At 47.7% G+C, this 24168-nt stretch carries 21 protein-coding genes; 14 read left to right on the top strand and 7 right to left on the bottom strand.

Annotation, left to right across the window (positions count from 1 at the left end; all coding sequences use genetic code 11):
• Positions 1 to 38: 38 nt before the first annotated feature.
• A complete protein-coding gene (icd, locus tag L9P87_RS02060) occupies positions 39 to 1292 on the bottom strand; it encodes an NADP-dependent isocitrate dehydrogenase (protein WP_237444354.1) in 1254 nt (417 codons plus the stop codon).
• Between the two features lie 103 nt (positions 1293 to 1395).
• Here icd and L9P87_RS02065 point away from each other — a divergent pair, with 103 nt between their 5' ends.
• The gene (locus L9P87_RS02065; protein WP_237443007.1) at positions 1396 to 2019 is read left to right on the top strand and encodes a pseudouridine synthase; all 624 of its coding nucleotides are present in this window, start codon (positions 1396 to 1398) and stop codon (positions 2017 to 2019) included.
• Between the two features lie 80 nt (positions 2020 to 2099).
• Here L9P87_RS02065 and L9P87_RS02070 read toward each other — a convergent pair whose 3' ends face one another.
• Positions 2100 to 4331: an NADP-dependent isocitrate dehydrogenase gene (locus tag L9P87_RS02070; protein ID WP_237443008.1), complete on the bottom strand. Its 2232-nt coding sequence runs from the start codon at positions 4329 to 4331 to the stop codon at positions 2100 to 2102.
• Between the two features lie 300 nt (positions 4332 to 4631).
• Between L9P87_RS02070 and L9P87_RS02075 the strand changes: the two genes are divergently transcribed.
• The 6 genes from L9P87_RS02075 to L9P87_RS02100 all read left to right on the top strand — a co-directional run bounded on the left by L9P87_RS02075 (position 4632) and on the right by L9P87_RS02100 (position 10030).
• A complete protein-coding gene (locus L9P87_RS02075; RefSeq protein WP_237443009.1) occupies positions 4632 to 5090 on the top strand; it encodes an NUDIX domain-containing protein in 459 nt (152 codons plus the stop codon).
• A 10-nt stretch (positions 5091 to 5100) separates the two neighbouring features.
• Complete coding sequence (mnmA, locus tag L9P87_RS02080) at positions 5101 to 6192, top strand: tRNA 2-thiouridine(34) synthase MnmA (protein WP_237443010.1); 1092 nt, start codon at positions 5101 to 5103, stop codon at positions 6190 to 6192.
• 62 nt (positions 6193 to 6254) lie between these two features.
• Positions 6255 to 6869, top strand: coding sequence for a high frequency lysogenization protein HflD (gene hflD, locus L9P87_RS02085; protein WP_237443011.1), 615 nt, complete (start codon positions 6255 to 6257; stop codon positions 6867 to 6869).
• Positions 6870 to 6981: 112 nt separating this feature from the next.
• A complete protein-coding gene (gene purB, locus L9P87_RS02090; protein ID WP_237443012.1) occupies positions 6982 to 8349 on the top strand; it encodes an adenylosuccinate lyase in 1368 nt (455 codons plus the stop codon).
• Positions 8350 to 8457: 108 nt separating this feature from the next.
• Positions 8458 to 9615 (top strand): cupin domain-containing protein, encoded by a 1158-nt coding sequence (locus L9P87_RS02095; RefSeq protein ID WP_237443013.1) that lies wholly within the window; start codon positions 8458 to 8460, stop codon positions 9613 to 9615.
• Positions 9587 to 10030 (top strand): GNAT family N-acetyltransferase, encoded by a 444-nt coding sequence (locus tag L9P87_RS02100; RefSeq protein WP_237443014.1) that lies wholly within the window; start codon positions 9587 to 9589, stop codon positions 10028 to 10030. The genes L9P87_RS02095 and L9P87_RS02100 overlap by 29 nt, the downstream gene beginning before the upstream one ends.
• A gap of 14 nt (positions 10031 to 10044) precedes the next feature.
• Here L9P87_RS02100 and L9P87_RS02105 read toward each other — a convergent pair whose 3' ends face one another.
• From L9P87_RS02105 to L9P87_RS02115, 3 genes are all read right to left on the bottom strand, one after another.
• Complete coding sequence (locus L9P87_RS02105; RefSeq protein ID WP_237443015.1) at positions 10045 to 10575, bottom strand: DUF1285 domain-containing protein; 531 nt, start codon at positions 10573 to 10575, stop codon at positions 10045 to 10047.
• Positions 10575 to 11306 (bottom strand): MiaE family protein, encoded by a 732-nt coding sequence (locus L9P87_RS02110; protein ID WP_237443016.1) that lies wholly within the window; start codon positions 11304 to 11306, stop codon positions 10575 to 10577. Before L9P87_RS02110 ends, L9P87_RS02105 begins: the two co-directional genes overlap by 1 nt.
• 62 nt (positions 11307 to 11368) lie before the next feature.
• Positions 11369 to 11740 carry a hypothetical protein gene (locus L9P87_RS02115; RefSeq protein WP_237443017.1) on the bottom strand — a complete coding sequence of 124 codons (372 nt, stop codon included), beginning with the start codon at positions 11738 to 11740 and terminating at the stop codon, positions 11369 to 11371.
• A 120-nt stretch (positions 11741 to 11860) separates the two neighbouring features.
• Here L9P87_RS02115 and L9P87_RS02120 point away from each other — a divergent pair, with 120 nt between their 5' ends.
• Positions 11861 to 12685: a DNA replication terminus site-binding protein gene (locus L9P87_RS02120; RefSeq protein ID WP_237443018.1), complete on the top strand. Its 825-nt coding sequence runs from the start codon at positions 11861 to 11863 to the stop codon at positions 12683 to 12685.
• On the opposite strand, the gene L9P87_RS02125 is transcribed toward L9P87_RS02120, so the two are convergent.
• Positions 12682 to 13125, bottom strand: a complete 444-nt coding sequence (locus L9P87_RS02125; protein ID WP_237443019.1) for a hypothetical protein — start codon at positions 13123 to 13125, stop codon at positions 12682 to 12684. The two genes, L9P87_RS02120 and L9P87_RS02125, sit on opposite strands and share 4 nt — an antisense overlap.
• 2 nt (positions 13126 to 13127) lie before the next feature.
• The gene (locus tag L9P87_RS02130) at positions 13128 to 14780 is read right to left on the bottom strand and encodes a hypothetical protein (RefSeq protein WP_237443020.1); all 1653 of its coding nucleotides are present in this window, start codon (positions 14778 to 14780) and stop codon (positions 13128 to 13130) included.
• A gap of 386 nt (positions 14781 to 15166) precedes the next feature.
• On the opposite strand from L9P87_RS02130, the gene acnB reads away from it, so the two are divergent.
• From acnB to L9P87_RS02160, 6 genes are all read left to right on the top strand, one after another.
• Positions 15167 to 17779 carry a bifunctional aconitate hydratase 2/2-methylisocitrate dehydratase gene (acnB, locus tag L9P87_RS02135; protein ID WP_237443021.1) on the top strand — a complete coding sequence of 871 codons (2613 nt, stop codon included), beginning with the start codon at positions 15167 to 15169 and terminating at the stop codon, positions 17777 to 17779.
• Positions 17780 to 18038: 259 nt separating this feature from the next.
• Positions 18039 to 19094 carry an LbtU family siderophore porin gene (locus L9P87_RS02140; protein WP_237443022.1) on the top strand — a complete coding sequence of 352 codons (1056 nt, stop codon included), beginning with the start codon at positions 18039 to 18041 and terminating at the stop codon, positions 19092 to 19094.
• Positions 19095 to 19142: 48 nt separating this feature from the next.
• Complete coding sequence (locus L9P87_RS02145; RefSeq protein WP_237443023.1) at positions 19143 to 20390, top strand: imelysin family protein; 1248 nt, start codon at positions 19143 to 19145, stop codon at positions 20388 to 20390.
• Positions 20391 to 20472: 82 nt separating this feature from the next.
• Positions 20473 to 21879, top strand: coding sequence for a di-heme oxidoreductase family protein (locus tag L9P87_RS02150; RefSeq protein ID WP_237443024.1), 1407 nt, complete (start codon positions 20473 to 20475; stop codon positions 21877 to 21879).
• Positions 21880 to 21890: 11 nt separating this feature from the next.
• Complete coding sequence (locus L9P87_RS02155; protein WP_237443025.1) at positions 21891 to 23012, top strand: imelysin family protein; 1122 nt, start codon at positions 21891 to 21893, stop codon at positions 23010 to 23012.
• Complete coding sequence (locus tag L9P87_RS02160) at positions 23002 to 24141, top strand: DUF1513 domain-containing protein (RefSeq protein ID WP_237443026.1); 1140 nt, start codon at positions 23002 to 23004, stop codon at positions 24139 to 24141. Before L9P87_RS02155 ends, L9P87_RS02160 begins: the two co-directional genes overlap by 11 nt.
• The last annotated feature ends 27 nt before the right edge of the window (positions 24142 to 24168 follow it).

A 24168-nucleotide genomic window follows, 5' to 3' on the forward strand; every position in this document is an offset into this window, starting at 1 on the left:
TACATCTGAAGCACTGCCAGCACATGCTGGCAGTGCTTTTACATTCCTGCAATAATATCATCACCAAACTCAGAACAGCTACGTAAAACCGCGCCATCCATCAGACGATCGAAATCATAGGTCACTGTTTTGTTGGCAATAGCAGCATTCATGCCTTTGATAATTAACTCTGCCGCCTCATTCCAACCCAGATGACGCAACATCATCTCAGCACTAAGAATTAAGGAACCCGGATTTACCTTATCCTGACCAGCGTATTTTGGCGCAGTGCCGTGTGTCGCCTCAAACAGCGCTATATCATCACTGAGATTCGCTCCTGGGGCTATTCCTATACCGCCGACCTGTGCCGCCAGGGCATCCGACAAATAATCCCCATTGAGGTTAAGTGTGGCAATCACACTGTACTCTTCAGGGCGAAGTAAGATCTGCTGCAGCATGGCGTCAGCAATCACGTCTTTGATAATAATCTGCTCCCCTGTATCAGGATGGCTGAATGACATCCAAGGCCCGCCTTGATAGGGTGTGGCACCAAACTCTTCCGCTGCCAACTCATAGCCCCATTCCTTAAAGCTACCCTCGGTGTACTTCATAATATTGCCCTTATGAACAATCGTTACCGACGGTAGATTTTGCTCAATCGTATATTGAATCGCCTTACGGACTAATCGGCGAGTACCATCACGAGACACTGGTTTAATACCAATGCCGCAGTGATCAGAGAAGCGAATTTTAGTAACCCCCATATCCTCTTGCAGAAACTTGATCACAGCCTTGGCCTCATAGCTATCAGCCTGCCACTCAATACCACAGTAAATATCCTCAGCATTCTCTCTGAAAATAACCATATTGGTCTTTTCCGGTTCCTTCAACGGCGATGGCACCCCGTCGAACCAGCGAACAGGCCGCTGACACACATACAAATCCAACTCTTGGCGAAGAGCCACGTTCAGCGATCTAAATCCACCGCCAACAGGTGTGGTTAACGGCCCCTTAATACCAACAGAGAACTCCTTGATAGCATTAAGCGTTTCTGCAGGGAACCAATCCCCCTCGTAAAGCTCAGCCGCCTTTTCACCGGTGTATATTTCCATCCACGATATGCGCTTGGTGCCGCCATATGCCCTATCGACGGCCGCATTGACCACATCAATCATCACAGGGCAGATGTCGATACCAATTCCGTCACCCTCGATGAACGGTATAATCGGGTTATCAGGCACTGTTAATGAATAATCTTCATTGACAATTATCTTGCTGCCTTCAGTTGGTACCTTAATATGCTGAAAACCCATAACTCGCTCCGTTGTATTATTCATCCATACTGTATCGTTGTACTATACGGTAACAGTTTAAGAAATACAGCCACCTAACGCTGGCCATCTACCAGAGAGAAAAATGAGCGAAATACTGATATTAAACAAGCCCTTTAACGTATTGAGCCAATTTACTGACAAAGAACAAAGAAACACCCTCGCCGACTATGTCAACAAACCAGGATTCTATGCCGCCGGGCGTCTTGATTATGATTCAGAGGGTTTATTGTTACTGACCAATGACGGCCAATTAGCCAACCGTATAGCGGATCCAAAACACAAGCTAGAAAAGACTTATCTTGTGCAACTTGAGGGTGACATCAGCAACGATGCCATTGAGCAGCTAAAGGACGGCGTCTTGTTGAAAGATGGTAAGACGCGACCGGCGCAGGCCAAACGTGCGGATCAACCTAGCTGGCTATGGCCGAGAACCCCCCCTATTCGACAGCGTAAAAATCAGCCGACGTGTTGGATAGAGCTGAAAATAAAAGAAGGCAAAAACCGGCAAGTGCGCAGAATGACCGCCGCCGTGGGTCACCCTACTCTCAGGCTGATACGGGCACAAATAGGCCAATGGCATTTGAATGATTTACAGCCTGGTAACAGCCGCTTGGAAACAGTTCACCTGCCAAAACAAAAACCGGCCACAGCGCGAGCTAAGAGAGGCTCAACACCAGCAAGAAAAGCAAGCCATAAACGACGGTAAATATGACACAAAAAAGCCGCCACAGATGTCCTGCGGCGGATTTCCTCAATCACTAATTAACGCAACGGTTGATGCTGTCGCTACACAACTGCGGCCAAGGCCGCATTAAGCAGAGCGCTAGGTCGCATTGCTTTTTCAGCCTTCTCATCATCGAGCTTATAATAACCACCGAGATCAACCGCGACACCCTGGGCATTATTTAACTCATCCACTATCGCCTGTTCGCTACTCGCCAAGGTGGCAGCTAAAGGAGCAAAGATACTCTGCAAACCAGCATCAGATGATTGCTGTGCCAGCGCTTCAGCCCAGTACATGGCCAAGTAGAAGTGACTACCCCGGTTATCAAGCTCATTCACCCGACGCGACGGCGACTTATCGTTGTTAAGAAACTTACCAGTGGCAGCATTCAATGCATCCGCTAATACCTGCGCAGAGGCATTGCCCGTCTTAACCGCCAAATCTTCTATAGACACCGCCAGAGCCAAGAACTCACCCAGCGAGTCCCAACGAAGGTGGCCTTCCTGCTCGAACTGCTGAACATGCTTTGGTGCAGAGCCACCGGCACCGGTCTCAAACAAGCCTCCACCGGCCAATAGCGGTACAATAGACAGCATTTTAGCACTGGTACCCAACTCAAGAATTGGGAACAAATCAGTCAGGTAATCACGCAGAACATTGCCTGTTACCGAGATTGTATCCTCACCATTCTTAACGCGAGCCAGCGTATAGCGCGTCGCCTCAACAGGGGCCAGGATCTCAATAGTTAAGCCAGTGGTGTCATGGTCGGCCAAATAGGTTTTAACCTTGGCGATTAAGTTGCTGTCGTGGGCACGGTTTTCATCTAACCAGAACACGGCAGGAGCGCCAGTCGCCTTGGCGCGGTTAACGGCAAGCTTGACCCAATCCTGGATTGGCTCATCTTTAACCTGACACATTCTCCAGATATCGCCCTGTTCTACAGTATGCTGCAGCAACACACTGTCATCTTTCTGGTTAACAACTCGGATAATGCCATCGGCAGAGACTTTAAAAGTCTTGTCATGGGAGCCGTATTCTTCTGCTTTCTTAGCCATCAAACCAACGTTGGCAACATTGCCCATCGTGGTAACATCAAAGGCACCGTTCTCTTTACAGAACAAGATAGTCTCTTGATAAACGCCGGCATAGCAGCGGTCGGGAATCATCGCGATGGTGTCGTGCAACTGACCATCAACACCCCACATCTTACCGGAGGAGCGGATAGCCGCAGGCATTGAGGCATCGATAATCACATCGCTGGGAACGTGTAGATTGGTGATGCCGCGATCGGAATCAACCATTGCAAGCTCAGGACGCTCGCCGTATACAGCATCGATGGCGGCGGTGATTTCTTGCTGCTGAGCCTCAGGCAGGCCCTGAATCTTGGCGTAAACATCGCCTAGGCCGTTGCTGGCATCGACGCCTAGCTCAGCGAATAAATCAGCATATTTCTCAAACACTGCCTTGTAATATACGGTGACAGCGTGGCCAAACATGATGGGGTCAGAGACCTTCATCATTGTGGCTTTCAGGTGGAGTGACAATAAAACGTTGCTATCTTTGGCGGTCTGCATTTGCTGCTCGAAGAAGGCGCGCAGTGATGCTGTACTCATCAACGCAGCATCAATAACCTCTCCAGCTAGTAGAGGATTGCTGCTCTTTAAAACCTGCACCTCACCATTAACCACATGCTCGATGCGAATATCAGTGTCTTCACTCATTACCACAGACTGCTCACTGGCGTAGAAATCACCGGCGTCCATATGCGCAACTGTCGACTTTGAATCCTTTGACCAAGCCCCCATCGAATGCGGGTTCTTTTTGGCATATTCCTTTACTGGAGCAGCCACACGTCGATCGGAATTGCCTTCGCGTAAAACAGGGTTTACTGCACTACCCAGCACCTTGGCATACTGGTCTTTAATCTGTTGCTCTGCAGCATTTTGCGGCTCTTCAGGGAAATCAGGAATATCATAGCCCTTCGCCTGGAGCTCGGCAATTGCCGCATTAAGCTGAGGAATAGAGGCACTTACATTGGGCAATTTAATAATATTAGCCGCAGGGGTCTTGGCCAGTTCGCCTAGTTCAGCCAGTGCATCACTCTGCTGCTGCTCAGCGCTTAAGTTGTCTGGGAAGTTAGCCAAAATTCGGCCGGCCAGAGAAATATCTCGTGTCTCAACTGCAATCCCTGCAGCCTTGGTGAAAGCTTGGACAATCGGTAACAGTGAGTAGGTAGCCAATGCTGGCGCCTCATCTGTTTGAGTATAAATTATTGTTGGGTTTTCTAATGTCATGTCTGTTCCTACAAGTCTTTTGGCGCTTAAGGCGGGTTCGCCGGAGGCTAGATGAAAGACGACTCGTGATCGGCTTTGTCAACAATGCTCTAACCTCACCGTTAATTCGCGGACAGGAATATAACATCATTCACGTTGATATGCTCATTCATTTGGATGATTGAAATGGCAAAGCATGACAGCAGGTAACAGTTTAGCTTAGTTGCGGAGAACACAATCATGCTTTAATTGATTGTTTTATAATGATAAGTTATCGAAGCTATACTGGATGTCATACATTTTTATTATTGAGCAACTGCGATGATTCAATTTACCCCCCATGTCACCGTTGCCACTGTTGTGGTAAGACAAAAAAATGATCTAAAAGAATTCCTCTTGGTTGAGGAGCGCTGTAAGACAACCGGAGTAATGGTGCTTAATCAACCTGCAGGTCATGTCGAAGAGGGCGAAGAATTGGCCGATGCTGCACGACGTGAAACACGGGAAGAAACGGCCCATCACGTCAAACTAACGGGATTACTGGGCAGTGCTCGCTATGTTGGCGGTAATGGGATTACTTATTTTCGTACGACGTTTCTTGCAGAGGTTGAAAACCACGACAAAACCCTCCATTTAGACACTGACATTACCGCAATACATTGGCTTAACTTTGACCAAATCACTGCCTTGTCTGCTAGAATGCGCAGCCCATTAGTCATTTCATCTATAGAGCGCTATCTTAACGGCCATTGTTACCCGCTTAGCTTTATTTACTCGTAAAGGTTACCCCATGAATACACAACAAAAAGTCATAGTCGGCATGTCCGGTGGCGTCGATTCTTCTGTCTCTGCACTACTGCTGCAGCAACAGGGCTATCAGGTTGAAGGCTTATTCATGAAAAACTGGGATGAAGATGACGGTACGGAGTACTGTACTGCCAAGGACGACTTAGCCGACGCGCAGTCGGTTTCTGATAAACTAGGAATCAAACTGCATACCGCAAACTTTGCCGCAGATTACTGGGATAATGTGTTTGAGCATTTTCTTGCTGAGTACAAGGCCGGACGCACTCCCAACCCCGATATATTATGTAACCGTGAAATCAAATTTAAGGCCTTTCTCGACTATGCACTGACACTGGGCGCAGACTTCATTGCCACTGGTCACTATGTACGCCGCTTGGATGACGACAGCGGTACCCATTTACTCAAGGGGCTGGATAACAACAAGGATCAAAGCTATTTCCTTCATGCCGTTGGCGAGCACGAGATAGCCAAGACCCTCTTTCCCGTCGGTGAACTTGAGAAACCGGAAGTCAGACGTATCGCTGAAGAATTTGGCCTTGCCACAGCCAAGAAAAAAGACAGTACCGGCATCTGCTTCATAGGCGAGCGCCGTTTTAAAGATTTTCTCGCACAATACCTACCCGCACAGCCTGGAAAAATCTACTCCGTTGACGGTATAGAGATGGGCGACCACTCCGGCTTGATGTACCACACCCTGGGACAAAGACAGGGGCTTGGCATTGGCGGCGTCGCTGGCAACAACAAACATGATGCCTGGTATGTGGTGGACAAAGACCTGGACAACAATATTTTACTCGTTGCACAGGGTAGCGACCACCCTCGCCTATTCAAGAACCGTCTTACCACTAAACAGGTTTTTTGGGTCGATGAAAAAGGCCCCGCACAGAGCCTGAGATGCAAGGCAAAAACGCGCTATCGCCAACCAGATCAAGACTGTTTAATTGAACGCACAGACGATGGATACAGCGTCATTTTCGATCAACCACAACGAGCAGTCACACCGGGGCAATCTGTTGTATTCTATCTTGAAGAAGTTTGCCTAGGCGGTGGTGTAATTGAAGAAATATTCGACTAATCAAATATTTATCGTGCGAATATAAAGAGAATTCTATCTTTAAATCAAGGTGCATCAGCAGCATGAATCAAAAGCAACAACAGGCGATAGCGCTGGCTGGCATTGTCCAAGCGGCAAAACTGGTCGACCAAATTGCACGTACAGGCGTCTGCAATGAAAGCGATTTTCATACTAGTATTCGTAGCCTATTTGCCTTTGATGCTGCCACTACCGAGGCCGTTTATGGTGGTATTGATCAGCTGCACAGTGGCTTTGAATTGATTGAAAATCTACTGGGCAAAGGTGAAATTGAGGGTAAGCAGGAAATATTACGCTACACCATGAGCTTGCTACATTTAACACAGCGAGTCAGTAAGAATAACAGCATGCTTGGTGTTATTCATTCGCGCCTACAACACGCCAGCTTTAACCTAGAGAATTTCGACAGCAACCCAAAACCGCTGATCACATCTGTCGCCGGTCTGTACCAAGACACCCTATCCACACTCAGCTTTAGAGTCCAGGTCACCGGTAATGTTGAGCATCTCAAATCTCCGGCTAATGCCGACAAGATCCGCGCCCTGTTACTCGCTGGTGTTCGCTCGACAATGCTGTGGCGCCAGGTCGGCGGCAAGCGTTGGCAGCTGTTATTTCAGCGTCGCCAAATAGTGAATAATTGCAAGCAATTAGCCAAATAAGCAAGGATTGCGATTAACCGAGATACAAAACTACTGTATACTCACGCGCTTTTAAAGCACCCTCATTCCAACTGACCGACACGCTGTCGGCTAAAGCAACTCGGGAAAGCCCATGAAGCTATCTGCACTCACCGCTGTATCACCCATTGATGGACGTTACGGTAGTAAAACTGAAGTACTTCGCTCTATATTTAGCGAATATGGATTGATTAAAAGCCGCGTCACCGTTGAAGTTCGCTGGTTACAACACCTGGCAAACCACCCTCAGATCACCGAGCTCCCGGCCTTTAGCGATGACGCCAATCAGTTACTGAACAACCTAGTCAGTAACTTCAACACCGATTATGCAGATCGCGTCAAAGAGATTGAGCGCACAACCAACCACGACGTAAAAGCAGTTGAATACCTCATTAAAGAACAATTTGCTGGCAACGAAGAGCTTCTCGCCATCAACGAGTTTGTTCATTTCGCTTGCACCAGCGAAGACATCAACAACCTCAGCCACGCATTAATGCTGAAAGAAGGTCGTGAAGACGTTATTATTCCTACTTGTCAAAAGTTGATCGACAAGCTTCGCGATATGGCCCATGACCTGGCCACCGTCTCTATGCTGTCCCGTACTCACGGCCAAACAGCCAGCCCCACAACTGTGGGCAAAGAAATCGCCAACGTGGTAGCTCGCCTTGACCGCCAACTGGATCAGATTAAAGCCGTTGAGCTGCTTGGTAAGATCAACGGCGCCGTCGGTAACTATAATGCTCACATCAGTGCCTACCCCGAGATCGATTGGGTTGCCAATGCGCAAGCGTTTATTGAAGGCCTCGGCTTGACATTTAACCCCTATACAACCCAGATTGAGCCACACGATTACATCGCCGAGCTGTACGATGCCATCGCTCGCTTCAACACGATTTTAATCGATTTGGATCGTGATATTTGGGGCTATGTCTCGATGGGCTTCTTCAAGCAGAAGACCATTGCAGGCGAAGTCGGTTCATCGACAATGCCACACAAGGTCAACCCAATTGATTTCGAAAACTCAGAGGGTAATCTCGGCATCGCCAACGCAGTGATGAACCACCTCTCTACCAAGCTTCCAGTCTCTCGTTGGCAACGAGATTTAACCGACTCCACGGTATTGCGCAACATGGGTGTGGGTCTGGGCTACAGTGTTATTGCTTACGAGTCGACACTCAAAGGCTTGAACAAGTTACAGCTTAACGAGGCTCGCATCTCGCAAGACCTAGATAACGCTTGGGAAGTTTTGGCAGAGCCAATTCAAACCATCATGCGCCGCTATCACATTGAAGAACCTTACGAGAAACTCAAGGCTTTAACCCGTGGACAGGACATTAACAAAGACACTATTTTGGCCTTTGTTGAGACCCTGGAAGTACCCGAAGAGGCGAAGCAAGCCATGCGCGAATTGACACCGGCCAATTATATTGGCAACGCTATCAAACAGGCACAAGAGGTGTAACCCTCAAGGGTAATCACCCTGTGTGTCATAGAGGCCGCTTTTAGCGGCCTTTTTTTTGCTGCTATGATTGTTATCTAGTAGTTATCAGCCACGTTTAATAGGTTAGCTATGAATATTTTCGGTTCAATCAGTGCAGAGCATTTCATGCAGGAGTACTGGCAAAAAAAGCCGCTACTGATAAAAAATGCTTTCCCAGACTGGCAAAACATCGTATCACCTGAAGAGCTGGCTGGACTCTCCCTCGAAGACTTTATCGAATCAAGATTACTGATAGGCAACAGCGCATTTGACCACTGGCAATTAGAACATGGCCCTTTTCAAGAGGAACGCTTTAGCCAGCTCGATAAGAAACACTGGACGCTACTGGTACAAGGCGTCGACCAGTGGGTTGAAGAGGTCGGCATCTTACTGGATCAATTCCGCTTCGCACCCAACTGGCGGGTAGATGATGTAATGATTTCCTATGCCGTCGATCAGGGCAGCGTCGGGCCACACTTCGACAACTACGATGTATTTTTAATTCAGGGGCTGGGCAAACGTGAATGGCAGGTTGGCTCAGAGTGTGATGCATCGACACCACTGACCGATAATCAACAGCTCAAAATCCTCAAAAATATGGAAACGGTAGACCGCTGGGTATTAGAGCCTGGAGACATGCTCTATATCCCCCCTAAGTTTAGCCACTGGGGCAAGGCCATTGGTGAGTCGATGACCTATTCGATTGGCTTTACATCCCCTACTGAGAGCCAAATCATCAACCACATTTGTGATGATTATGTCAGCCGCTCTGATGACAATATCCGCTACGCTGACCCAGAACTAACATTGACCAAAACCCCAGGCGAGATAACCGCACAGGCAATAGACAAAATTAAAGCAATGCTTAACAATGTGCTCAACGATGAGGCGCAGCTTATTCGCGCCTTTGGCGAAATGGTTACCGAGCCCAAAAACCCAGACCTCTTTCAACATACTGACACACCGAGTGAAATCGAAATAAAACAGCAGCTTGAAAGCCACGCCGTCATCACAGTAAACAGCAGCTCAAATTTTAGCTATTTTGTACAGCAAAATAACTGCATACTCTTTGTTGATGGTCAAAGCTTTATCTGTACCAGTGAAGGCAGTATTGCCGTTGCTAAGCAACTGGCCGATGCCGGTGGCTTGATGATTGACGAAATGAGCAATCAGCTCAGCGACAATCAAACAATGATCTTACTCAGCGAGCTAATGTCACATGACAGTATCGAATTCATCAACGACTAAAGTCATTCCGGTAGACTGGTATGATCAACAGAAATCACTGACAGCAATACGAACAGAGGTTTTTGTCGAGGAGCAGAACTGCCCTCCCGAGGAAGAATGGGATGAATTTGACCGCAGTAGCAAACATTTCATTGCCTACGAGGGCGATAAAGTCTTGGGCTGTGGCCGACTAATGGCCAGCGGACAAGTTGGCCGCATGGCTGTACTCAAACACGCCAGAGGGATGGGCGTGGGCGGCTCAATACTCGCCTGTATTATCAAATATGCGCGTTCAAATAACATTGATCATATAAAGCTCAATGCACAAAGCCACGCCATTGATTTCTACCGCCGCTTTGGTTTCGAAGCTCAGGGGGAAACCTTTATGGAGGTAGGCATAGAACACCAGACAATGGTGCTAAAAGCACTCAGCTAAAGTAGCGGACACTGCTAGCTAGGCAATGCAAACTGCTGGCCAGCCGAGCGGAGATAAAACTCCCCCTTTTCCTCATAAGCAAATTCAGCTAAGTGGTAATAACAGGCGCGGTTCAAACGAACGTCAACACCCTTTCTTAGCTGCACCAATGGCACCCCTTGCTCAAATCTCAGCGGGTGATCGCAATCAATACGAACGATCTCGTCAACATTGGTACGTAGCCAAACAACCTGTTCACCCTCAGTTTCAACCTCAACCTCAACATCAATACCCACAAATGGAGCCGCAGCGACCGCTATTTTCCATTTCTCAACCGGCGTGACCAGAACAAAGCCATGATCGGCCTCGAAACGTAAGATAGAAGCAAACAATTTCACCAGCTTATGCCGCTCAATTTCACCGCCCTCATGAAACCAGCGACCATCCTTATCGATACGCATATCCATGTCGCCAGAAAGCTCAGGATTCCATTGATCAAGCGGTGGTAGCGACTGCTGCTCGCCGTCCACTTGTGTCAGCAGTTGGTCCAAGGCTGTTAAGGCCATTACTCACCCTCCTCTTCAGATTGATATACGCCACTATGAAACCGAAACTCAGTGTCGTCTGAACAAATCAATTGGCGTTCAAGTTCAGCGAAGTGATCGATACGTAACTGTAAATTCTCTGCACTACAATATTGCCCTGCTAAGTTGATATAATCTTGATAATGACGCGCCTCGGATTTGAGTAATGAGAGGTAGAATTTAGACAGTTCCGCATCCAAAAAAGGAGCAAGCTTGGCAAAACGCTCGCAGGAACGCGCTTCAATAAAGGCACCAATAATCAACGTGTCGACTAATTTATCGCGAAAATTTTTCCGGGTTTTACTGTGCAGCTGCTTGGCGTAGCGCGAACCCGAAACCACTTTGTAAGTGATCTCTCGCTTTTTCATAATAGCCATCACCTGCTCGAAATGCCTGAGTTCTTCGCGGGCCAACTTTGACATCTTATTCAACAAATCCATGCTGTCGATATCATTAAATTCAGCCGTAACTGCTGCACCAATGAATTCCCCCCCCTTTCCCTGAGAGGCTTCACTATCAGGGCAACGCCCTAAGGTTTGCCGAATCAAGGTCATCGCGGCCTGCCCAGCCATGATTTCAAGCTGCGCATGCTCTCGCAGTAGCAATGCTAAGCGCTCAGGCTTTGCTGCCTCAGCCAACCACAACTCTGGGGTCTGACATCGTAAAAAGGTATAAATAGGAGCCAATAGCTCGTCAGTTGTGTTAACCGCCATGCATTTCACCGCAAAATAAAACGATTATACACTAGGCAGATACCATAAGTTAACGGTTCTACTCAGCGAAAGTTGCGTCGTCTTGACGCTGGCGAATAGTCCCAGCGTTCCTCTCCCCTGGACTCGATAGAGCCATGCTTATTGCACTTATAGCTTCTTTTTTTCTTGTCTTCATCAATTTGATAGCGCAAATCAATTTCAAAACTACCGAATACGTTTTCCTCGCCACGGGACTGATAGCCAATAAAGTCGAAACTATCGCTATACCTAAGAGAGTCTCGCTTTTGCTTCTTTGTGGCGGCCTCGACACATTTTTGAAGAGAATTACTGGCTTGGGCTTCATACATGCTGCTCAACGATACTATCGCCATCATTAACACCCATACATTCAAGTTGCACTTGATGAGACAGCCTTTAACCGATAATTTCATCATCATAATTCCGTGATTTAGTAACCTAATATCCAGCTCAATATTAGCAAATATCCTAACTAACCTGTTATTACAGGATCATTTATCTTATTATCAACCCATCTAGATAACGGTATAATAACCATGCAAAAATTATCTCAATGCTTTGATGATTTAATTCAGTCTAATAATGAGCTTAATTTGGCCATCGAGTCTAATGATTCTGCAGGCTGGGTCTGCGGTAATACAGGAGACATTCAACAGGCCTTACAAGCGGCGTACAGTGATTACTGGTATACAGGCGATGGAGATGGGCGAAAAACAAAGAATTATCACGGCTTGTACTTGGCAGACGATAGAACAGTTGCCTGCGCCATCGACGTCAACGCAATGAAGTCTTCGTTTAAGCATGCGGTTCAACAGATACAAAAAGAGGATAAGCAACAATGGCTGCTAGAGTATGGAATGATTAACAACCGGTATAGAGAGCAATTAACAACAGCTCAACTAAGCCGATTAAACCTCAAGCAAACCTATCGACACATTCCCATACTGAATACATCTCCCGCTAAAATTGGCTTTAGCTGGTATACCCAGGGCAAAAGCATAACGCGGGTCAGTAAACAACAGGCTTACGACAGGTTGGCTAAATTTGGCGACAGCAGTCATATTCGCATTCAACAGCAAAAACTGGCCACACTTAACGACTATGAGAAGCTGGCTATTGTGCAAAAACAAGCACCTTTGGTCAGGGCAAACATCGTCTATCAGCAGGGAACAGAGATTATCCGCAAGGCCACCAACAGTTCCCTGCCCTTTATCATTGCAGACACTCATCACGGCAGGCTGCCAGAATTCAATCAAATTAATGAGTTGCCGCCCCAAACACATACCCGATTGCGACGCAGCGATAGCAAAATATCAGATGATGTCTTTTTACCAAGTATTAGGGCTTACCGCTATATTTAACGGTAACTTTCTTGGGCATTGTAATCGCTCTCACCGGCATCATCCTCAGACCTCGGTATTACCGACTCACTGCGCACCGATACGACTTGGTATAAATGCAGGTTGAGTACGGTGTTATTTACGGAGTACTCCAAGGCGAAGGTAACGACAACGCTTTGCTCATCCAACGACTCCAGCGTTGTTATAAAATCGAAATAGCCGTCTGTGTTGGTGACGACAGTCACCGTGTTCAAACCTATTAATTTGGCATTATCAGCGACAATGATATTCATCGTAAGGCCATCAACTGGAGCCGGCGCGTATAGCCGCCAAGACACGTTTATATAGCCATTATCCAGCTCAATGACCTCAAGTTGCTGCAGTTGCATCGGTGGCTGCACCTTGGCCATGCCCTGCGGGGCAAATAATGCGAACGCTAAAACCAATAACAGTAGCCTCATCCTTATCCCCTGAATGAAATATTATAACAACGGCTTGATGGATCCCGTTGAAACAGGTCAACCACATAATTACCCACAACAAGATTCAAATCTAATTGGCCATTAACCGATGTTTGAAGTGGCTCGCCAAGCCGATATACTGTCGCGGATAATTCACTACTAAAAATCAGTTCACCATCAATCGGACTGCTTACCTTCAAAAGAACTAACCGGTGGCCCGTTAACTCATTCGCGGAAGATGGCTGCCTTAGGCGACGGTCGAAGCACAGTGATAAATCGGTATTATTGACCACGATCGAATACAACGGCAAGACGCTGTCGGACAACATCAATCGAGTATCATTAACTTCATTGACGGCAAAAGTATCATCAACCACGTTAATACCAAACTCCCCAGCCAATATCTGCAAATCAGCCTGCCTTTCAGTTGGAATCTGAGCAACTATCTCTGCCAATAAGCTATAAACGGTAATCGATGACTGCTGGTCTTTTTGCCTTGCCAGTGCAGTAAATAAAACCGAAAGCGGCAGCGAGAATACATCCATGCCCTCATTATTTTGATCAAATAAATCAAATACCAGCTCTGTAATTGCCCCCTCATTGTACCAGCCGTAATCACTGTGCCACTGCACCAGGCCATCACTTGGCTGATCAATACCAAACGACCAACCACCGCCAGTCGGCAGCCCCGTATCAATGTAGAGGTTATCACCAGAAACCAGACCTGCTATTGCTGTAGCAACACCCTCTGAATAGGCGCTTCGGGGTTCAAGATAACTGGTTAAGCTATGGCGCCCACCCAAGCCATCTGAACGACCCAGGCTATCAACAACAAAGTGCGCCAACTCATGATTGACCACGTTAATATCAAACTCATCGGTATTGTCACCCGCCAAGCCTAAAAAATAGATGGCATTAGCCCCTGAATAATACTTCGATGATGCAATATTCCCCTGCGCATCATCACCGGCCTGGGTAGAATTCTTAACACTCCAAAATATGTTCAATGGCTCAAAGCTGGCGCTGGGATAATGATCAACGACCAAATCAAGCATCGTCATCGCTTGGTCGAGCAGGTAAAAGGGGGCGGCCAGCCTCGCTGCTCCATATCCGTTGCCTGTCCATCCGGTTGCCGCGTGTAAATCCCTGATTGGAGCATCTTCGGCCCTCAAAGACTCGCCGTAGATGGCATAAACCGCCCCTGACTGCGTATTGTCTGCAACAGCAATCTGCCAGTCTGGTGTGCTTGAAAAAGCCACCACTCTGATTTTTACAGCGATGTTATCGGGCACAGATAACTTGTACTCTCCTTGTGCATCGGTGATAGCTGCGCCGACAACCTCACAGGAACCAGCTTCTAGCGCTTCAACATTGGCATACCGTATCGGTCTCGCTTCACTGCGAGCAAAATCTAATCGTATCGGATCACTCGCCACCGGAACATATTGATAACTGACGGCGCCGGTAATACCTAGTAGAGTCTCACTCAGTTCAGGCAGACCTTGCTCGGACTGGCAGCCCAGTATGTTATTCGTCTGACTCTGCTTAACCTGCGGAACAGCATCAGATGAAGAGGAACCTGAACCAGAACCAGAACCACAGGCTGTCAGCACCATAAAAATGAAGATAGCAATGCAGTAGTGAAAACCGGACATTATTTCTTCCTTAGCGTAGCCAATATATCTTCCGTACTTAGTAGGCATACGCACAAACTGTGGTCTTGGATCGGTGAATATAATGAAAGTCTAGCCAGCTTTTGCCGTCGTAATGGTCAGATTTGAATTATTTGGCAGTACTATGATCGCTATTCACTAACAAAATAAACCGTCGCAGACTACCAATTACTAACAATAACAAATAGCTGGCGGGGTTAAACACCAACATCTGCCAACGCCCAAGCGACTCTGCCACTTAACTTACCGACGATTATCCTATATACTTCGGCCGCGTTTCACCTGTTCCAAAAGAACAAAACCTCGTATATAACGAAGGCCAAAGCAGCCTTTTGAGATAGAGTCAGGATCTGATAGGAGTCCCAATCGTGTTAGAAGCATACCGCGCCCATGTGGCAGAACGAGCCGAACAAGGCATCCCCGCGAAGCCACTTGATGCCGAGCAAGTTGCCGGTCTGGTAGAGCTGCTTAAAAACCCACCTGCGGGTGAGGAACAAGCACTACTAGAATTAATTACCGATCGTGTGCCACCAGGTGTTGATGAGGCTGCTTACGTTAAAGCTGGCTTCCTATCTGCCATCGTCAAAAACGAAACAACTTCTCCGCTGATCACCAAAGAAGACGCTGTCAAGCTGCTGGGCAATATGCACGGCGGTTACAACATCGAAACCTTGGTTGAGCTATTAGACGGCGACTTGGCCGCCCTAGCAGCCGACGAACTAAAGCACACCCTGTTGATGTTTGACGCCTTCCATGACGTTGAAGAGAAAGCCAAAGCCGGTAACGACTTCGCCAAGCAGGTTGTCCAATCTTGGGCCGACGCAGAATGGTTTACCGGTCGTAACAAAGTTGCCGAGTCTATCAAGGTTACTGTGTTCAAAGTCACCGGCGAAACCAATACCGACGACTTGTCACCGGCACCCGATGCCTGGTCACGTCCAGACATCCCGCTGCACGCCCTGGCCATGTTCAAAATGGAACGTGATGGCCTGACTCCTGATCAGCCTGGCACTGTTGGCCCAATCAAACAGCTTGAAGAGCTTAACAAAAAGGGTCACCAAATTGCCTTCGTTGGCGATGTTGTAGGTACTGGTTCAAGCCGTAAATCTGCGACTAACTCTGTTCTTTGGTTCACCGGTGAGGATCTACCTGGCGTACCAAACAAGAAGGGTGGCGGTATTTGTATCGGTAGCAAGGTTGCTCCTATCTTCTTCAACACCATGGAAGATGCCGGCGCACTTGTTTTCGAAGCCCCTGTTGAAAAACTCAACATGGGCGATGTTATCGAGATACGCCCATATGATGGCAAGATTCTAGCCGAAGATGGCACCGTGCTTTCTGAATTCGAGATGAAGTCAGACGTGCTATATGACGAAGTACAAGCCGGCGGCCGTATCAACCTTATCATTGGCCGTGGCTTAACCAGCAAGGCCCGTGAGTCTCTAGCTCTTAGTAGTTCTGACTTGTTCCGTCAGCCAACTCAGCCCGCCGATACCGGTAAAGGTTACTCGCTGGCTCAGAAAATGGTCGGCCGCGCCTGTGGCGTTGAAGGTATCCGCCCTGGCACTTACTGCGAACCCAAGATGACCACCGTTGGTTCTCAAGATACCACTGGTCCAATGACCCGTGATGAATTGAAAGACTTGGCCTGCCTCGGCTTCTCTGCCGACTTAACCATGCAGTCCTTCTGTCACACCGCTGCTTATCCTAAGCCAATTGATATCGATACACAGCACACGTTACCGGATTTCATCCGCAACCGTGGTGGCGTTTCACTTCGCCCAGGCGACGGTGTTATTCACTCTTGGTTAAACCGTATGCTGCTACCTGATACCGTCGGTACTGGTGGCGACTCACATACTCGCTTCCCAATGGGTATCTCATTCCCGGCCGGCTCTGGTCTTGTTGCCTTTGCTGCCGCCACCGGTGTTATGCCGCTGGACATGCCTGAATCTATCCTGGTTCGCTTTAAAGGCGAAATGCAGCCTGGCATCACACTGCGTGACTTGGTTCATGCCATTCCTTACTACGGCATCAAGCAGGGCTTGTTGACTGTTGAAAAGAAAGGCAAGATCAACGAATTCTCTGGTCGCGTACTAGAAATCGAAGGCCTAAACAACCTCAGTGTTGAACAGGCATTTGAGCTATCTGATGCCTCAGCCGAACGCTCAGCCTCAGGCTGCTCTATCCAGCTTTCTGAAGCCGCCGTTAGCGAATACTTGTCGTCAAACATTGTGCTACTTCGCGCCATGATTGCCGATGGTTACGGTGATCCACGTACGCTTGAGCGTCGCGCTGTGAAGATGGAAGAATGGTTGGCCAAGCCAGAATTGATGAAAGCTGACGCCGATGCTGAGTATCACTCCATCGTCGAAATCGACCTAGCTGACATCAAGGAACCGATTGTTTGTGCTCCTAACGATCCTGATGATGCTCGCCTTCTTAGTGATTGTTCTGGCGTTAAGATCGATGAAGTCTTCATCGGTTCTTGCATGACCAACATCGGTCACTTCCGCGCAGCCGGCAAGCTGTTAGAAGCACACTCTGGCGGTTTGGACACGCGTCTTTGGTTAGCCCCACCTACCAAGATGGATGCCAACCAGTTAATGGAAGAAGGCTATTACAACACTTTCGGTAAGGTTGGTGCTCGAACTGAAATGCCAGGCTGCTCACTTTGCATGGGTAACCAGGCACGAGTAAATGCTGGTAGCACGGTGCTGTCTACGTCTACTCGTAACTTCCCTAACCGTCTCGGTGATGGTGCTAACGTCTACTTGACCTCTGCAGAGCTTGCTTCTGTTGGCGCCATACTTGGCAAGCTTCCAACACCGGCTGAGTACCTCGAGTACGCACAAAGCCTCGACACCATGGGTGAAGAAGTTTACCGTTACTTGAACTTTGATCAGATGACATCGTTTACCGATGCTGCTGAAAAAGGCAAGCAAATCTCTGCGGTTCAAATCGAAGAAGTTCGCTCTTAATACGCATAAGACATCTTTTATAAAAAACGGCGCTTTTTAGCGCCGTTTTTTTTGCCTTAATATCTCTAATCCGAATCGTTAGCCCTAACAGGTGGCTATAGTCATTATTTTTACTGTAATTACATATTGACTATGAACAAGACTTTAATGATAATGATTCTCAGTTAGCTTACCAATAACAATACGGTTAGCGATAAAGGTCATTAGAATCTTAGGGTTACCCCAGAGCTGACACCCTACCTTGAAAAGAAGAATTGCTATGATGAAGAAAACACTGTTAACCAGCGCTATTGCTGCACTTACGATTGCCCCTAATTTTACCTTTGCCGATGACACTGAACTCAAAGAAATAAAACAACGGTTAGCGCAGTTAGAGGCTGAAAAAGCTGCGACTACATCTAACGTATCTTGGATAGACCAACTAGCATTCGCTGCATTGATCGAAATGGAAGCCAGCGCCAATGAATTCGTTGATGACAATGGCAAGATTGATAGTGAAAATGACCTGGTTGTTTCTACTGTAGAGCTTGGTCTTGAAGCCGTGGTCAATGACTACACAACGGCTACGATTATCGGTCTTTATGAAGAGGACGGCGATGGCCTTGATATCGACGTTGTGACGATCACCTTTGGCAATGAAGAGAAAACACCTTTTTCATTGGTACTGGGTCAGGACTACCTACCGTTTGGCTCCTATGAAACCAACTTAGTTAACGATACCCTAGGTTTAGAAATAGGTGAAACACTGGCCACAACGAGCATCGTTGGAGTTGACGTCAACGGTTTCAGCGCCAGCGCTTATATTTACAATAATGAACGTGATGGCCAAGACAATGAAGTCACTGCCACTGGTTTTTCCGCCGGTTATGCCAGCGATACATTCAGCATCGGCGCCGATTACATCAACGATATTCTGTCCTCTGACAGCCTCCGTGATTTAGACCTATCTGCCGTCGATGATACCTATGCCATCAGCTTACACGCCACCGCCCAGTTAGGTGACTTCAACCTAATCGGTGAATATATTGTTACCGACACCATCGAAGAAGCTGGTGTAAAGTCTGACCTCACCACTGCTCAGCTTGAAGCTGCCTACGCCTTTGGTGATTTCACCCTTGCAGCGGCTTATCAAGTGACAGAAGACGCAACTGAACTACTGCCTGAAGAGCGCCTTTCTATTGGTGGTAATTATGATGTGCTAGATAACCTCAACGTAGGTGTTGAATTCTGGCAGGACAAAGATTACAACAAAAATGATGGCGGCACCGGTGAGTCGCTCAATAATGTAGCAGTGTTGGTCGCTGTTGAATTCTAATCCACCGGGGGCTAAACAGGCCCCCGCCTTTGTTAAGGTGTTATCACAATGAAAAAAACACTCATGGCTGCGGCCATTCTTGCCACGACGGTTACTCATACTGCCAGCGCAAAAGAAAATGCTGTATTGGTTAATTACACCACGATTGCCCACGCAGTATTTGAAGATTCATTACTCACAGCCCAGGCACTTGAAACCTCTATCGATGCACTTATCGCCAGCCCCAGCGAAAAGACACTGAACGCAGCAAAAGTAGCATGGAAGGCATCGCGTGTGCCCTACCAGCAGAGCGAAGTATTCCGTTTTGGCAACAGTAATGTTGATGACTGGGAAGGACAACTTAATGCCTGGCCACTCGATGAGGGCTTGATTGACTACACCTCTACACAATACGAATATGAAATGGGTAATGTTGGCGCACAGGCCAACATCATCGGTAATGTGACCCTTGAAATCGGTGGCGAAGTCATTGATATGAGCACTATTACCCCGGACTTACTGGCCAGTTTGAATGAACTTGGTGGCTCAGAGGCAAACGTCGCTACTGGCTACCACGCGATCGAATTTTTATTGTGGGGACAGGATTTACATGGCTCTAATGCTGGTGCTGGCGAACGCCCATACACTGACTATGCCACAGGCAACGATTGCACCAACGGCAACTGTAATCGTCGCGCTGAATACTTGAAAGCCACTGTTGCACTACTCATTAACGACCTACAAGATATGACGGCACAATGGGCACCAAACGACCAGAATAACTATGCCGCCAGCTTCCTACAACAGGACAACTCCGAAGGCATGACTAAGATGTTCTTCGGTATGGGCAGCCTGGCACTGGGCGAACTGGCAGGTGAGCGCATCAAAGTTGCACTGGAGGCGAACTCGCCTGAGGATGAGCACGACTGCTTTAGCGACAACACTCATTTCTCACATTATTACAATGCCAAGGGTATTCAAAACGTTTATCTCGGTGAATATACTCGCATTGATGGCTCGGTCATCACAGGTGCCAGCCTATCGGATGTTGTTGCCAAGAAAGATAGCAAGGCAGACAAACAACTCACCGCAGCATTAGAGCTTAGTCAACAAAAGCTGCAGTTGTTGGTGGATAGCGCCGAACGAAAAGGTGGACAGAAATTTGACCAAATGATTGCCGAAGGTAACTCGGTTGGTCATAAAATCATTACCGATGTAATCTCGGCACTTGTGGCTGAAACCGCATTGATAGAAGAGGCTGCAATAGCCGCTGGAATTACCAATCTAAACCCTGACACTGCAGATCATCAATTTTAATTTCAAGTTGATAGCAGTATGATAATAAGCCAGTCAGGGTGACGCCTGTGCTGGGTTATTTTTTAATGTGGTATTCATAATCATGTCCAACTTCACCTCTGCAATACTGTTGGTTACGCTGCTCATTACCAGCGGCTACAGCAGATCGGCACTGCCTAACGATAGCGTTAAACTTGGTGGCGCCACCACCATCAAAGCCAGCGGAAAAAATGCCTATTCGATGCCGGCAGCTAATATGCCTATGGCCTCAAGACTGGATTTTAGTGTCGGTAATAGTTTTTTTAAAAACCCCTGGGTATTCGCTCCAGCAACTACCACGGCAAGAGACGGTTTGGGGCCTCTGTTTAATACCAATGGCTGCCAAAATTGCCATATCAAAGATGGCAGGGGCAACCTCCCCTTGCCAGGAAGCACTCATTCAGTATCGATGCTGGTCAGACTCAGTATCAAGCCTCAGGGTAACGAGGCAATATTAATCACCGGCGGCAATATTAACGAGCCTAACTATGGCGGCCAATTACAAGATTTTTCCGCCCCCGGCGTTAAACCAGAGGCCCAGCTCAATATTAGCTATCAATACCACTCGGTCAGCTTTGCTGATGGTAGTAGCATCGAGTTACGAAAGCCGGTGTTGCAATTTGAACAGCTTAACTATGGTGCGTTTCACCCTCAATTAGAAACCTCGCTGCGCATGACCCCGGCAATGATCGGCCTGGGATTACTGGCAGCCATTGATGATAAAACACTGCTCGATTTAAGCCAGGTTCAGTGGAATAACGGCGTCAACGGTAGACCAAATAAAGTTTGGGATGTTGAACATCAAAAGACAGTCATCGGCCGCTTTGGCTGGAAGGCGGGACAACCCAGCCTCAGACAACAGAACGCCGCGGCGTTTAATGGCGATGTTGGTATCACCTCCTCCCTTTTTAGCAATGAAAATTGTACCGCCATACAGAAAGCCTGTCTCAACACCCCCAATGGTAATGGCTCTGCCAATAAGCAGGGCTATGAACTGGCTGACAAGCTACTCGATGCCGTCACCTTCTACACCCACAATCTGGCCGTGCCCAGCCAAAGAAATGCCTCAGCCCCACAAGTAATAAGCGGTAAAGCACTGTTTAAAAAGGCGCAGTGCCATAGCTGCCATGTAGAAACGCTGACCACAGGCGATGCTGAGTTTAGTTGGCTAAGCCATCAAACCATCCACCCTTACAGTGATTTATTATTGCATGATTTAGGCGATGGCCTGGCCGACAATCGCTCTGAGTTTATTGCCACCGGCAACGAGTGGCGAACCCCGCCATTATGGGGTATAGGCCTGGCTAAAACAGTTAACCCCAATACCAGCTTTCTACATGATGGCCGAGCGCGTACCTTGCTAGAGGCTATAATATGGCACGGCGGAGAAGCAGAATACGCACAACAGCAGGTATTAAACATGAACGAAAAAGACCGCGGCGCACTGATAGCGTTTCTTCAATCTTTGTAAAAGAACAGACTATGAATACGATTAAAAAGACTCTTTTAACCGGCGTAATTACCTTTTTGGCAGCCTGCGAACAACCGGCAGACCAAAAGCAGTTGTTTCTTGAACAACAACTGGACAGTTTTATTCTGCCTCTGCATCAGCAATTAAGTCTACAAAGCCAGCATTTCATCAATCAAAGCACGCAATTTTGCCAGCAGCCTAACCAACAACATTTACAACAGGTGCAACTGCAGTGGTTGGCAACGATGAAGGCTTGGCAACAGGTACAAAGCATCAACTTTGGTCCGATCACCGATGACAATCAGGCCTGGAAAATGCAGTTCTGGCCGGATAAGAAAAACTTAATAAAACAAAAAACTGTCAAATTATTACGATCTGAAGACACAATCAATGTCGACAAAATTGAACAGAGCAGCGTTGTTATTCAAGGCTTATCCGCCGCAGAATACCTGCTTTTTGACCAGCAGCAATTAGTCGAACAGCAAACAATATTATCCAGCTTTGACGATAACAGCCGCAACGCCCAACGGCGCTGCCAAATGCTGACAGCCATCAGTCAACACAGTTTCAACGTGGCTGAGTTTCTACAACAACAATGGGGAAGCTCAACTCAGGGGTACGGTGCAGTATTTATCAACCCTAACAGCGACAATCTTGAGTTTGCCAGCCAGAATGAGTCGATCGCCAGTCTTATTCAATCGATTGTCAGTAGCTTGGAAGTCATACAGAAAAATAAACTCGGTGGCCCGCTTGGATATAATAATAAAAAGTCTATCCCCAGGCCGTATTTGGCAGAGGCCTGGCGTAGCCAGCAATCCCTGCTGCTGATTGCGGCCAATTTATCCGCTGTAGAACGTTTTTTAACCGATCAAAATGCAGGCTTATTTCAACTGATGGCTGACAATACCCAGGCCAAAACCTTGATCCCCGCTCTGCAACAAAAGCTGAAGGCCACTAAACAGGCTCTCAACGATATCGACCAACCACTGTTTACCGCCGTCACACATGAAGCCAGTAAATCTCAGGTAGAAACGCTGTATAAGCAGAATCAAAGCTTATTACGACTGATTAAACATGACGTGGTCACCAGCCTCGGACTAACACTGGGGTTTAACGCCAACGATGGCGATTAATCTCACACGGCGTAATGTGCTTAAAGCGCTGGCCAGCACCGGCGCAATCGGCCTAAGCCCACTGTCTTTTTCATCAGTCAGTACCGGCAGGCATTCGTTGCCTGTCGATTATTCCGACGTCATCTTAAGTGCCGCCAGCGATGGCGATAACAATCATTTTCTAACGGCATTTACACCGCAACGACAATTGCTCAAGGCCCCACTCCCCCACCGTGGTCACGCCTGTGCGATTAATAAAAAATATAATCACTGGGTGTTTTTCAGCCGTAGACCCGGACTAGAGCTGACAATCTACGACGCTAACAACAAAATCAAAGATGAAGTAACAAGCAGTGAAAACCGTCATTTCTTCGGCCATGGCTGCTTTTCAGCCGATCAAAACACCCTATACTGCACCGAGAACGCCTTTACACAGGCCAGCGACTCCAGCACAGGTGTTATTGGCATCTACGATGTGACCTCAGGGTATCGTCGTATTGGTGAAATCGATTGCCAGGGTATCGGCCCGCATCAGCTCGTCCTTTTGCCGGACAACAAGACCCTCGCCGTTGCCATCGGCGGCATCCTAACTCACCCCAGTAAGCCGAGGCAGAAACTCAACCTCGATACCCTACACAGCGCCTTAGTCTTCATTGACACGACGAGCCGTCGTGTGACTAAGCGGCTACTCTGTCCGGAGCCACAACTCAGCCTGCGACATCTGGCCATTGCCAGCAACGGTGATGTGATTATTGCTGGCCAATATCAAGGTGAGCCATCCGATAACATACCGCTGTTGTATCACTGTCGCGAACAACAATTACACCCTATGCAACTACCGCAACAGCAATGGCTGGGCTTTAATCAATACATTGCCAGTGTTGCAACAAGCCCTAATGGTATCGCCGTTACCACTTCGCCAAGGGCCAACAGCATCGAATTATGGGACCTCAGCAACAATGTTTTGTTGAGCAAGCATCGCATCAAAGACTGCGCCGGCATCACGTGGTCAACCTCACTCGCTGGCTTTATACTGAGCAACGGCAGTGGCCAATTACTATTGTTGACACTGGATGCCGACCAGAGCGCCAGCATTAAACGATTACAGCATCACGCATCACTGCGCTGGGACAATCACCTCAGCAGCTAATTACTGAACACGATAAGGGGACAAAAC

This window comes from Sinobacterium norvegicum (assembly GCF_923077115.1).
Classification (GTDB): Bacteria; Pseudomonadota; Gammaproteobacteria; order Pseudomonadales; family Sinobacteriaceae; genus Sinobacterium; species Sinobacterium norvegicum.